The following is a 12,588-nucleotide window of genomic DNA, read 5'->3' as shown; positions in this document are numbered from 1 at the left end:
GGATGAGGAATTACGAAGCGCGCAAGCGCGTGCTGGTGACCGGTGGCGCGGGCTTCCTGGGGTCACACCTGATTGATCGCCTGCTGGAGCGTGGTAGCGAGGTCGTCTGTGCGGACAATCTGTTCACCGGCAGCAAACGCAACATCGAACACCTGCATGGCCATCCACGTTTCGAATTCGTCCGCCATGACGTCACCTTCCCGCTGTACATGGAAGTTGATGAGATCTACAACCTCGCCTGTCCGGCCTCGCCGATCCATTACCAGCACGATCCAGTGCAGACGACCAAGACCTCGGTGCATGGCGCGATCAACATGCTCGGACTCGCCAAGCGGCTGCGCTGCAAGATCTTCCAGGCGTCCACCAGCGAGGTCTATGGCGACCCCAGTGTGCATCCGCAAACGGAAGGCTACTGGGGCAACGTAAACCCCATCGGTATTCGTTCCTGCTACGACGAGGGCAAGCGCTGCGCGGAGACGCTGTTCTTCGACTACCACCGCCAGCATGGTCTCGACATCAAGGTCGCCCGTATCTTCAACACGTACGGTCCGAGGATGCATCCCAACGACGGCAGGGTGGTGTCCAACTTCATCGTGCAGGCGCTGCGCGGTGAGCCGATCACGATCTATGGCGAAGGCCAGCAGACGCGTTCGTTCTGTTACGTGGATGATCTGGTCGAAGGCTTCCTGCGCCTGATGGACACCGAACCGGGGTTCACCGGGCCGGTCAACCTTGGCAATCCTGTCGAATTCACTATCCGTCAGCTTGCGGAGCGTGTGATTGCATTGACCGGATCGTCTTCCGAGTTAGTGAACATGCCTTTGCCAGCCGATGATCCAACGCAGCGCAAGCCGGATATCAGCCTGGCAACCAGCAAACTTGGATGGCAGCCTGGCGTGCAGCTTGATGAAGGTCTTTCACGGACCATTGTCTACTTCGATGCGTTGCTCGGTGAGAATGGTGCGGAGAGTTGAGTGCGCTTGTTTGAATGATGGCATTCCGATACCCTGCGTTCAATCATTGAACGCAGTAGCCTAGTCGAGTGCAAGCCTGGTTCGTCGTCGCCACCAAACCAAGATCGGAAGCAGTGGCCCATGAGCATCTGACTCGGCAGGGCTATGTGTGTCTCCTGCCGCGCGTGCGGCGGGCATTTCGCACGGTTGGTGGGATGCGGGAACGGATCGAATGTCTGTTCCCGAGCTACCTGTTCCTGTCGGCAGATCCGGAACACGAATCGCTGGCGCCCGTGCGTTCCACGCGCGGTGCGATCGGACTGGTGCGTTTCGGTGGACAGCCAGCGCAGGTACCTGCAGAAGTGATCGAGCGTATCCGCGCTCGCGAAGATACCGAAGATGGCCTGGTGCGGCTGGTGGCTCCCGAGTTCGTGCCGGGTAGCAGGGTCTGCATCAACGAAGGTCCGATGAGCGGGATCGATGGCATCTTCCTTGGCGCCAGCGGCGTGGATCGGGTTCGCCTGTTGCTGGACCTGTTGGGCAACATGCGTGAAGTAGTGTTGCCGCGGCAGCAAATCGCCGTCGGTATTTGAGTTGTAGTTGGCGCATCGCGCCAGCCTGAAAACCCGGTCAAGCGGCGCAGCGGATTGTCACAACCGCAGGGCGGTAGCGTTCCAGGAGCAGTGTGAGGACTGCGGAAAATGGATGACGAATTGAGATTGCGGATCCTGCGGTTGCTCTCCGAGCGGCCCGAGATGAGCCAGCGTGAGCTGGCGCAAGCGCTCGAGCTGTCGCTTGGCAAGACCAATTATTGCCTGCGTGCGTTGATTGACCGCGGCTGGGTCAAGGTCAACAATTTCCGCACCAGCCAGAACAAGCTGGCGTATGCCTACGTGCTGACGGCAAGTGGACTGCAGGCCAAGTTGGCTGCTGCGGCACGCTTCTTGAGCCAACGGCAGGCCGAATACAGCCGCCTGGAAAATGAAATCGCACAGTTGCGCGACGAAGTCGCCAACGGAAATACCCCGTCTCTGCGCAGGGCTTCCCATCAATGAGCCATTACATTAATGAAGCAGGCATCAATGAGGGCGTCCCAAGCATGAAAACCGTTCTGGTCACGGGTGGCGCCGGTTACATCGGCAGCCATGCCTGCAAGGCGCTGGCCGCCGCAGGCTATACGCCTGTGGCCTATGACAACCTGGTCCATGGGCACCGCCAGGCGGTGCAGTGGGGACCGCTTGAGCAAGGCGACATCACCGATCGCGCGCGCCTGGATATTGTCATCACGCAATGGCAACCCGTTGCAGTGATGCACTTCGCCGCCTATGCCTACGTGGGTGAATCGGTATCCAATCCCGGCAAGTACTATCGCAATAACGTGGCGGGTTCACTGACGTTGCTGGAAGCGATGCGCGACCACGGCATCGACAAGCTGGTCTTCTCCAGTACGTGTGCGACCTATGGCACGCCGCGGTCGCTGCCGCTGGCGGAAGACCACCCGCAATTTCCGATCAATCCCTATGGCGCTTCCAAACTGATGATCGAACGCATGTTGTCGGACTTCGATGCAGCCCATGCGCTGCGCTCGGCAAGCCTTCGCTATTTCAATGCCGCCGGCGCGGACCCCGATGGCGACATCGGGGAGATGCATGACCCGGAAACCCATTTGATCCCGTTGGTGCTCGATGCTGCATGTGGCCAGCGTGCCGACGTGACGGTCTTCGGCACCGACTATGAGACTCGGGACGGCACCTGTATCCGCGACTACATCCACGTCAGTGATCTTGCCGACGCACATGTGCTGGCTTTGCAGGCCTTGGAAAATGGGGCTGGCACCAATGCCTACAACCTCGGCAATGGACGCGGCTTTTCCGTGCGTGAAGTGATCGATTGCGCCAGCAAGGTCACGGGCAGGCCAGTGCCCGTTGCATTCGGGGAGCGCCGCGCCGGCGATCCACCAGTGCTTGTCGGCGATGCCAGCCGCATCCGGCGTGAGCTTGGCTGGCAGCCGCGGCATGACGCGATCGAGTCGATCATTGGCTCCGCCTGGCGTTGGCATCAGGCTTTTGGCAGCAGGGCAGGTCAAGACGCATGAGCAAGCTGGATGACCAGATTCACGACGCGCATTTCAGTCATGCGCACTTGACCGAAATCAGCGCCTCCGGAAATTCCCTGCGCGAGGATCTGCGGGAGATCTGGGCCTACCGCGACCTGCTGGTACTGCTGATCCAGCGGGACGTCAGTATTCGTTACAAGCAGAGCACAGTCGGCATCGGTTGGGCTGTGATCCAGCCGTTGGTCACCATGGTGATCTTTACCGTGGTGTTCGGCAATTTCGCCAAGCTACCTTCCGAAGGCTATCCGTACGCGCTGTTTACCATGTGCGCACTGGTCCCTTGGACATTCTTTGCGCGTGCCCTGGCTGGTGCGAGTGGCAGCATCGTCGGTTCGGCGAACATGGTGACCAAGGTCTACTTCCCGCGCCTGATCCTTCCGATCAGCAAGACCGTCTCGGGTATCGTGGATTTCGGGGTCGCGTTCGGCGTTCTCGTCGTGATGCTGCTGATCTACCGGGTTCCGCCGAGCGTCGGCCTGTTGTGGTTGCCGTTGTTCGTGCTGCTGGCACTGGCCACAGCCTTAGGTATTGGGCTGTGGCTCACGGCGTTGAACGTCAAATATCGTGACATCGGCCTGCTGGTGCCGTTCCTGACCCAGATATGGATGTACGCATCGCCCATCGCGTACTCGACAACGATCATTCCTGCGAAGTGGATCTGGATTTACAGCCTCAATCCAATCAGCGGCGTGGTGGAGGGATTCCGCTGGGCACTGCTAGGCAAGGCTCCTCCCGCAATGGGACCACTCGCGCTCTCGTGCGCGGTGGTGGTGGTCATGCTGGTGAGCGGCCTGTGGTACTTCCGTCGCACCGAACGCACCTTTGCGGACATGATCTGATGGCGATTGCAGTCAAGGTAGAAGGGCTGGGCAAGCGCTTCCTGCTTGGGCAAACCTTTGAAAGCACACGTTCGAGTCGGGTTAGTGACCTGTTGCGCGATATCCAATTCGAGATTAAAGCCGTTGCGTAATTCTGATGCGAGCGTGGGAACAATTCTGAAAGAAGGACGTGCTCGGGTCGATGCGCTAACAACTTTACGGTTCATAGCGGCCTTTCTCGTGGTTGTGTACCACTTTGGACCATCCGCCGGGATTCCCGTTGCAAGTGGAATGGGTCCGTTAATGGTCACATTTTTCTTCGTGCTATCTGGATTCGTCCTTACAATTGCATATATGAAAGGCCACATGTTCAAGCCGGGCCCTTTCCTTATAAATAGATTATCGAGAGTCTGCCCGGCATTCTATGCCGCGCTCTTGCTTGAGTTGTTTTCTCGCTGGTTATATGGCCGCCCAATTGATTTTTCTGCGGTGGGGTTGAATCTCGCTCTCGCACAAGCTTGGGTTCCCGGGCAGGTAATGATACTGAATCCTCCAGGATGGTCTTTATCAGTAGAGTTATTTTTATATATTTCGTTTCCCTTGATAATTGCGGCCATATTTGCAGCACGAGTATCGATGAAGAATATTTTCATGTTGACTGGAGTTGCTTGGCTTGCAACTCAAGTCGTCAGCACAGTAATTATTGCTTCTGAACTCCCACTGATAACAGCACACGATCTTGTGTCCTATTTCCCCCCCATGCATCTGTGTAGCTTCATTTGCGGGATTTCTTGTGGTGTTTATTTTCTCGGCACTCTTGAATACGAAAATTCTCCAAGTCGATTGGCTGCAGCAGCGCTCATATCAGCGGCATTGGTTGTGCTGGGAAGCTGGAAGTCAAATTGGATTTCGCAGTTGTTTCCATTTCCGCTCGTGGTTGAAACGAGTTTGCTCGCTCCATTATTTGCGGTAATGATTTTTTCCGTGGCAAAGTTGCCCAAGGCTTGGCGCTATCCATTGGAAAAGCCAAGCTTCGTTTTTTTGGGCGAGATAAGTTTCGCACTTTACATATTTCAAGTGCCTGTCCACTGGCTATATGAGCGGTGGATGGGTGCGGCGCTTTCGGATATACCGATTGCTCGGCTTGTCCTGTTTGTGACGGTTCTTTTGTTGGTCTCGGCTGGGTCCTTTGTCTGTCTCGAAAAACCGGCAATGCGATTCATCAGAAGGCTCTATTCGGGAAGAAGTGTTAGTGCATATCATGTTTAACACTTGCCTTGCGAATCCGGTTTTCCAAGGCGCGTCCAGCTCAGCGAATGGGAAGAGTGGTTTGAGTATTCCCTCCATAAATGCCGTCACCATGAATGCGCACAGCTGGCTCTACAGCCTTAAACCGATCAGTGGCGTAGTGGAGGGATTCCGCTGGGCGCTACTCGGCAAGGCGCCAACTGCCGCAGGCCCACTCGCACTCTCGTGCGCGGTGGTGGTGGTCATGCTGGTGAGCGGCCTGTGGTACTTCCGTCGCACCGAACGCACCTTTGCGGACATGATCTGATGGCGATTGCAGTCAAGGTAGAAGGACTGGGCAAGCGATTCCTGCTAGGCCAAACATTCGAGAACACCCTGTCGAGCCGGGTTGGCGATCTGTTGCGCGGCCGTGGCCTGCGCCGTAATTCAGCGCCGACTGAAGAGTTCTGGGCATTGCGCGATGTCGACTTCGAGATCGCTGAAGGCGAAGCCGTCGGCATCATCGGCGGCAATGGCGCCGGTAAATCCACCCTGCTTAAAGTCCTGTCCCGCATCACCCCGCCCACGCTGGGCCGCGCCTCGGTCAGGGGACGCCTGTCGAGCCTGCTGGAAGTAGGCACGGGCTTCCATCCAGAACTGACCGGACGCGAGAACGTGTTTCTCAACGGTGCCATCCTGGGCATGCGCAAGGCCGAAGTTGAACGCAAGTTCGACGAGATCGTCGCGTTCTCCGGCGTGGAGAAATTCATCGACACGCCGGTGAAGCGGTACTCCTCCGGCATGTACGTGCGCCTGGCATTCGCCGTGGCCGCACACCTTGAGCCCGATGTGCTGATCATCGATGAAGTCCTGGCCGTGGGCGATATCGATTTCCAGAAACGCTGCCTCGGCAAGATGAACGATGTCGCCAGTGAAGGCCGCACCGTCATTTTCGTCAGTCACAACATGGCGGCGGTGCAGAAGCTTTGCAGCAAGGCGATCTGGATGAAGGATGGTCGGGTCGCGCGCTTGGGCGAAACGGGAAGTGTGATCGGTGACTATCTTGAATCGTCCAGTCAACCGCTTGAGCTTGATGCACCACGAGCACCAGGTTGCCTCTACACCCATGAACCGGTCGAAGATTCCAAATCTGATGCCCATGTAACCAGTCTGCAGCTGTCAGATATGGATGGCCGACCGCTTGACGAGGCAGCGACGTTCTCACCTTTGCGCTTCCGAATGAGTTTTACCGTGAAACGCCAGTTCCGCAGTTTTTCGGCGGTATTGCAGGTCAATACCGCCGATGGTGTTCCACTCATGTTGACCTCGACCACGCCTGACCAGCAACAGCCGTTTTCGGTAGTTCCGGGTCAATATACGGTGGACTGCGAGTTCGACCAGTTTCCTCTGGCCGCGGGTGAATATGTGTTGGGCTTGGGATTGGCAATCCCCGGTATTGAATACGTCTGGAGAAATGATGCGGTTTGTCGGCTGCACGTAGCTCCACGCGATGTATTTGCTTCTGGGCTCCCGCCGGCGTCGAATCGATATCTGGTCGCGACTCCCCACCGTTGGTCAGCCCCACAACCGGGTGAAGCATCAACCAAGGGCCACGTAGATGCCTGAAGTTCTGCTTTGTCGAGCCTGCGCCAGTGCCGGGTTGGTTGACCTGGGCCCGTGTGCGGAATCCGCTGCAGGCCCTGTGAAATATGCATCAGGACGGCTGTTTCGTTGTCCTGCATGTGCACTGGGTCAGCGTCATCCGATTCCGAGCAAAGAGGCCCTCATTGCGATGTATCGCGAGACTTCCGATGAGGAAATGGCCTACGAATACGAGGACAACGCAGCTTGGTCACTGGCGCGTGCCTCGCTACGCGCACGTTTAGTCGATCGGGCTGGCGTATTAGTCCTGGATATCGGATGTCATACCGGGGCGTTCCTGGCGGGCTTACCCGATGCGTGGCTGCGACACGGCGTAGAAAGTGCCCGCGAACCGGTAAGGATCGCGCAGGAGCAGCACGCGGTTACCGTGATCGGCGAACGCATCGAGACGATCGATGATGCGTGGGCCGGCAAGTTTGACGCCGTCACTATGTTCGATGTCCTCGAGCATCTTCCTGATCCGGGTGCAGCCCTGGCCGCTGCGGCAAGGCTTGTAAAGCCGGGTGGAACCCTGATGGTCAGTTCGGGCGATCTTGATTCGTGGACATGGCGATGGTTGGGCAGTGGACACTGGTACCTGCAGACACCGCAGCATCTGTCCGTCATCTCGAAGCCGTTCCTGCAGGACGTTGCCCGGCGCCAATGCCTGAAAGTGCGGGAAGTCCATTCCATTCCGCACCGGCACGCCAATCTTGCCGCGCGTTCGAGCGACGCAATTCGTGCCTTGTATTGGGGGATGCGGCGACGGGGTGGGGTTTGGCGCATTCCGCATCGCGTATTGCAATCGCTCCCAGGGCTTCGGCATCTGCGGCACATGCAGTCAGTGCCATGGACAATGAGCCTGCGCGATCATTTTGTCGCTACGCTCATTGTTGAGCCCGACTCTTCGTTGGACTGATGACTTGGTCGGCTGACTAGATGGGCTTTCTCAGATTCTACCTGGCGATGTGCGTCGTTATGGCTCATGCCAGCCCAGTACTTCCTTGGCCTGTGCTGGATGGCCGACAAGCAGTCCAGATGTTCTTCATGATTTCCGGCTTCTACATGCAGTTTGTGCTCTCAACGAAATATGCATCGCTGAAAAGTTTCTATACAAGCCGGCTGCTAAGAATATTTGTTCCATATTTCGTTGCATTGGCGCTAGTGGTTGTGATCTCTGTTCTGTCAGGACTCGTTTTGGGTGATTGGCTTGCATTCACTCCGTATTCGGCATGGAGAGAAAACGGAGTAACCGGTGTACTTATAACAGCGACAACAAACATCACTCTATTCTTCCAGGATTGGGTGATGTTCTTGACGCAAGATTCGGGCAAGTCACTTCAGTTCACTGCGAATTTTTGGAATAGCGCCAGCCCTTTATGGCACTACTTGCTGATCCCCCAAGCATGGAGTATTGGCGTTGAGTTGAGCTACTACCTTGTTGTACCCCTACTAGCCAGGAAGTTTTCGACAAAGATGCTGTGTGGCCTCATTGTCACATCTCAGGTCGCGCGGTTCTTGGTGTATGGGTATCTTGGCGCAGCACATGATCCCTGGACTTATCGCTTCTTTCCATTCGAGCTCGCCCATTTTGCCTACGGAATGTTGGCTGCGCGTCTTTATTTCATGCTGAAAGCCCGAAGAATTGGTTCATGGCAATCATCCTGGCAATCCTATGTTGCACTGGTTTCTGTTCTTTTGGTGGCATTTAGCATCAATGCGGCGCTAGTTCGGGTATTAAAGCCATACGTGAGTATTTATCTACCATTTGGTTCCGAAGTCCTAATTCTCGGTTCGTTTGTAGTTTGGGTTCCATTGATCGCAGGATTGTTTATCCTCACCAAAAATTCCACTATTGACAGGTTTCTCGGCGAACTTTCTTATCCGATATATCTTGTTCATTACGTTATTGTCGGGCTCGCTGGGGCCTTGGTTGCGCAGGGAATATTGATGGCAAATATGGTGGGTTGGTTTGCCGTCGTCGCTTCTATTCTGGTTTCAGTATTGCTCGTTGTCTTAGCTCTGAATCCTTTCGAACGCTGGCGTGCTCTGAAAATCGCAAGTCTTACTGGGGTGGGGGCGAGATCCAAAGTGAATTTTTCAACACTCAATTAAATTGGTTTCTCGGAATCTATCAGCATTACAGGAAATCGCATTCCCATGACCTTGTCCCCAGTCCTCCTCGTCACCGGTTCGGCCGGCCTTATCGGTTCGCAGGCGGTGCGTCATTTCGCCGCGCTCGGCTGGACCGTGCACGGCATCGACAACAACATGCGCGCCGACTTCTTCGGTCCAGATGGCGACACCACCTGGAACCTGCAGCGCCTACAACACGACATCCCGGGTTATCAACACCATGTGCTCGACATCCGCGATCGTGTGGCGGTTGACCGGGCGATCGCGGAGATCCCGGCAGACATGATTGTCCACGCCGCAGCACAACCCTCGCATGATCTGGCGGCAAGCCGTCCGTTTGATGACTTCGATGTAAACGCGGGTGGCACCCTTAACCTGTTGGAGGCGACACGTCGGCATCGCCCCGAAGCGACCTTCTGTTTCATGAGCACCAACAAGGTCTATGGCGACGCGCCCAACGAACTACCGTTGGTGGAACTGGACACTCGATGGGAGTACCAGCGGCCGGAGGATTTCGGCGGCATTGCCGAGGATTTCCGCATCGACCGCAGCAAGCACAGCCTGTTCGGCGCCAGCAAGGTCGCGGCTGACGTCATGGTCCAGGAGTACGGCCGCTATTTCTGTATGAAGACGGTTTGCCTGCGTGGCGGTTGCCTGACTGGCGCTGCCCACAGTGCAGCGGAACTGCATGGCTTCCTCGCGTATCTGGCGCGTTGCGTGGTTGAAGGGCGCCCGTATCGCATCTTTGGCTACAAGGGCAAGCAGGTGCGCGACAATATCGATGCCAGCGACGTCTGCCGCTTCATCGAGCGCTTCCATGCCGCGCCACGTTGTGGCGAGGTCTACAACATCGGTGGTGGACGCAGCAACAGCATCTCGATGCTCGAGGCCATCACCAAACTCGAGGCAATTGCGGACAAGCGCCTGTCCTGGGAATACGTGGACGAGAACCGCTCCGGCGACCACATCTGCTACATCTCTGATCTCAGCAAGATGAAGTCGGACTATCCGGGCTGGGATATTACGGTGCCGTTGGACAGCATCCTGGAAGACATCGTGCGGGTACTGCATGAGCGTTCCATTGACTGACTCTACTGCCGTTGGTGCAACTGCCGAAAAAACTCTATTGCTGGTGGGTTCGATCCCCGGCAACCGGAACGTGGGCCAGATCCTGCTCCGTGAAATGCTTGCTTGTGTGGACCGCGAACAATTCGTGGTGGCGGCTATGCTGGACTCGAAGGAGGCCGAACAAGCGGACCCAGTCGTGGGCACGCGCGTGTTCGAACGTCCGCATGAACACGCCAAACGCATGATTTCGGGTCGTATGGGCGGCATGCTTGCCGCTGCCAAGCGCTTCCGCGATTACGACCCCGCCATTGCAGCGTTGGTGAACGAAATCCGTGACTACGCACAGGCCAATCAGATCGATCGTGTCTGGGCAGTGCTGAACATGCCGTCGGTCATGGATGTCTGCGCGCAACTGATGAAAACATTGCGGGTACCGCTCCTGGCCCATGTGTGGGACGACGTTGGCCATTTGTCTCAGCAACGTGGACTCGATGCGTTCAGCCGATGGCGTATCGAGCGCCGGTTCGGACGGTTGTTGGCGACCGCGGAACACACCGCCGTGATAGGCGAGTCCATGGCAGCAAGTTACACCCAGCGGTACGGTGCCCGATGCCAGATCGTTCGGCATGGCGTGTCGGATTCGGTCGTGGCTCGCGGGCTGCCAACCAGTGACGAGGAATTCGTGATCGGGTTCTCGGGTGGAATGTATTGCCCCTCGGCGTGGACAGCTTTTCAGGCAGCACTAGGCAAACTTGGCTGGAAGGTCGGTGGCAAGCGCGTGAGATTGATCGTCATGAGTGGCCAGGTGACCTTTTCGGCCCAGTCACCCGCTCAAGTGGAATTCCTCGGTTGGCGCGATGACGAAGAAGTGCACGCACGCCTGTCCGGGTGCGATTTGCTGTACCTTCCGCAGCCGTTCGAACCGGCACAACGCGAGCTTTCGGAATTGTCATTTCCGACCAAGCTAAGCGCCTATGTTTCAACCGGTCGGCCTATTCTCGTGCATGCGCCTGAATACGCCTCAGTCTCCTTGTTTTCACATGAACATCCGGTTGGCGTGGTCTGCAATAGTCTAGTTCCGGAAAGATTGGCTTCCGTGATTGAAGGTTTGGCTATTGACGCGAAGCTTTACGCTGGGGCAGCCAGCGCATCGGCCAAGGTTGCCAATACAGTGCTCAGTCGCGGAAGCTTCCATGCGCAGGTCCGGACATTTCTAAGCGGTGCTGGCTCGTGAAGCGCATCCTGTTTTTCATGCAGACGTCCTCCCGGATCGGTGGGGTTGAAACTTGGCTGGACAGGACGAATGCGCACCTCTCAAAAAGTGGGTTTGAAGTCACTGTTGGCTTGGCAAAGGGACTCCGCTACAACGACCCCGAAAGTTACAGGCAGGCACATCCCGATTTGACGACGGTCGATGTGGACGGACGCGGACTGAACCGTGACGGTCGGGTACGCGCGTTGATGCGCTGTATCCGCAGTGTGCGCCCTGACATCGTGGTACCACTGGGAATAGTCGATGCCAACGAAGCAACGATCCGGTGCAAGCAGCAGAGTATAAATGTGCGATTGGTCGCACATGCACAGGGGAATCTCCCCACGATGCTGGCGGATCTGAATGACTATCGCGACTGGATTGATCGCGTGGTTTGTCCGGGCCGGCTAACGCGCAAGGTGCTGGTGCAATGGGCGGGATTTTTGCCTGACCGTGTCATCAATATCCCCAACGGCGCAGATCCGGTTCGGATTGCGCAGCAGCCTCGCTTGCCCGGTATGCCCCTTCGAATTGGCTATGTGGGGCGACTTACACCCCTGGACAAACGCGCCACTGATCTGATCGGGCTGCATCGCGAGCTGGAGTCGCTCGGCGTGGATTACACGCTCGACATTGTTGGCGATGGTCCTTGCGGCGAACAGATACGTGCGGCCTTGGGGGGCCAGGCTCCCCGTGTACAAATACATGGCGCTGTACCCCATGACGAGTTGTATGCAAGTGTCTTTCCGAACCTCGACGTACTTGTGCTCACGTCGGCTTCGGAGGCTTTCGGCATCGTGCTGGTCGAAGCGATGATGCATGGGGTAGTTCCGGTAAGCTCGCGCTACGACGGCTTCCATGCCGAGCGTCTGGTGGAAGACGAGCTCAACGGACTGTCGTATCCGGTGGGTGACATGCGCGCGGCAGCGCTGGCAATCGCGCGGTTGGCTGGCGACACGGCGCTATTGCATCAGCTTTCAAGTGCGTGCCTTGCCAAGTCCGCTGAATACACTTGGGCGCGTTCGCTCGAGCGTTGGCAATGCACGCTGGAAGAAGTCATAGCCGCGCCACTGGTTCTGGGCAGCAAGCCCCCGGTGATGCCTGCATCGCCTGTCACCGGATTCCTTGATCGGATCGGAATTCCTGCTGGACTATCCGATGTGGTGCGACGTACACGCCGGACGATATTAGGGTCGTCGGTGCCTGCAGGTGGGGAAGAGTGGCCTCTTTATTACCGCCATCATGATGCTGCGACCTTGGATGCCATACAAACGGCAATCAACCAAATGGATGTAGTCGGTACTGACTTCTCCATGCCAGCGGTCAAGGCACGCTCATGAGGTGCCGGTTGATTGCAATCCTTGCTGCAGTCGGGGA

At 56.9% G+C, this 12,588-nt stretch carries 14 protein-coding genes; all 14 read left to right on the top strand.

All coding sequences use genetic code 11. The features are described 5' to 3' along the window. Positions 1 to 2: 2 nt before the first annotated feature. The 14 genes from PSV05_RS10200 (at position 3) to PSV05_RS10135 (ending at position 12,551) form a co-directional block, all read left to right on the top strand. Positions 3 to 974: a UDP-glucuronic acid decarboxylase family protein gene (locus PSV05_RS10200; protein WP_300064742.1), complete on the top strand. Its 972-nt coding sequence runs from the start codon at positions 3 to 5 to the stop codon at positions 972 to 974. Between the two features lie 68 nt (positions 975 to 1,042). Next, complete coding sequence (locus tag PSV05_RS10195) at positions 1,043 to 1,546, top strand: transcriptional activator RfaH (protein WP_300064739.1); 504 nt, start codon at positions 1,043 to 1,045, stop codon at positions 1,544 to 1,546. A 108-nt stretch (positions 1,547 to 1,654) separates the two neighbouring features. Beyond that, a complete protein-coding gene (locus tag PSV05_RS10190) occupies positions 1,655 to 2,008 on the top strand; it encodes a MarR family EPS-associated transcriptional regulator (RefSeq protein WP_300064737.1) in 354 nt (117 codons plus the stop codon). Positions 2,009 to 2,052: 44 nt separating this feature from the next. Continuing rightward, positions 2,053 to 3,048 (top strand): UDP-glucose 4-epimerase GalE, encoded by a 996-nt coding sequence (gene galE, locus PSV05_RS10185; protein ID WP_300064734.1) that lies wholly within the window; start codon positions 2,053 to 2,055, stop codon positions 3,046 to 3,048. Then, on the top strand, positions 3,045 to 3,908 hold the full coding sequence (locus tag PSV05_RS10180; protein WP_300064731.1) for an ABC transporter permease: 864 nt from the start codon (positions 3,045 to 3,047) through the stop codon (positions 3,906 to 3,908). The genes galE and PSV05_RS10180 overlap by 4 nt, the downstream gene beginning before the upstream one ends. After that, positions 3,908 to 4,039, top strand: a complete 132-nt coding sequence (locus tag PSV05_RS10175; RefSeq protein ID WP_300064728.1) for a hypothetical protein — start codon at positions 3,908 to 3,910, stop codon at positions 4,037 to 4,039. The genes PSV05_RS10180 and PSV05_RS10175 overlap by 1 nt, the downstream gene beginning before the upstream one ends. 13 nt (positions 4,040 to 4,052) lie before the next feature. Further along, complete coding sequence (locus tag PSV05_RS10170; RefSeq protein WP_300064725.1) at positions 4,053 to 5,156, top strand: acyltransferase; 1,104 nt, start codon at positions 4,053 to 4,055, stop codon at positions 5,154 to 5,156. Between the two features lie 91 nt (positions 5,157 to 5,247). Next, entirely contained in the window at positions 5,248 to 5,442 is a 195-nt protein-coding gene (locus PSV05_RS10165; protein ID WP_300064722.1) for a hypothetical protein, read from the top strand. 146 nt (positions 5,443 to 5,588) lie between these two features. Further along, the gene (locus tag PSV05_RS10160; RefSeq protein WP_300064719.1) at positions 5,589 to 6,740 is read left to right on the top strand and encodes an ABC transporter ATP-binding protein; all 1,152 of its coding nucleotides are present in this window, start codon (positions 5,589 to 5,591) and stop codon (positions 6,738 to 6,740) included. 193 nt (positions 6,741 to 6,933) lie between these two features. Then, entirely contained in the window at positions 6,934 to 7,674 is a 741-nt protein-coding gene (locus PSV05_RS10155; RefSeq protein ID WP_300064717.1) for a methyltransferase domain-containing protein, read from the top strand. Between the two features lie 20 nt (positions 7,675 to 7,694). After that, positions 7,695 to 8,870: an acyltransferase gene (locus tag PSV05_RS10150; protein ID WP_300064715.1), complete on the top strand. Its 1,176-nt coding sequence runs from the start codon at positions 7,695 to 7,697 to the stop codon at positions 8,868 to 8,870. Between the two features lie 45 nt (positions 8,871 to 8,915). After that, positions 8,916 to 9,980 (top strand): NAD-dependent epimerase/dehydratase family protein, encoded by a 1,065-nt coding sequence (locus PSV05_RS10145; protein ID WP_300064713.1) that lies wholly within the window; start codon positions 8,916 to 8,918, stop codon positions 9,978 to 9,980. After that, on the top strand, positions 9,961 to 11,193 hold the full coding sequence (locus tag PSV05_RS10140; RefSeq protein WP_300064710.1) for a hypothetical protein: 1,233 nt from the start codon (positions 9,961 to 9,963) through the stop codon (positions 11,191 to 11,193). The genes PSV05_RS10145 and PSV05_RS10140 overlap by 20 nt, the downstream gene beginning before the upstream one ends. After that, positions 11,190 to 12,551, top strand: coding sequence for a glycosyltransferase family 4 protein (locus PSV05_RS10135; RefSeq protein WP_300064707.1), 1,362 nt, complete (start codon positions 11,190 to 11,192; stop codon positions 12,549 to 12,551). Before PSV05_RS10140 ends, PSV05_RS10135 begins: the two co-directional genes overlap by 4 nt. Positions 12,552 to 12,588: the final 37 nt, after the last annotated feature.

The sequence above is a fragment of the Thermomonas sp. genome (assembly GCF_029945965.1).
GTDB lineage: Bacteria > Pseudomonadota > Gammaproteobacteria > Xanthomonadales > Xanthomonadaceae > Thermomonas.
Note: the sequence above shows the minus strand (reverse complement) of the source record. Positions and strands in the feature narration are given on the sequence as shown.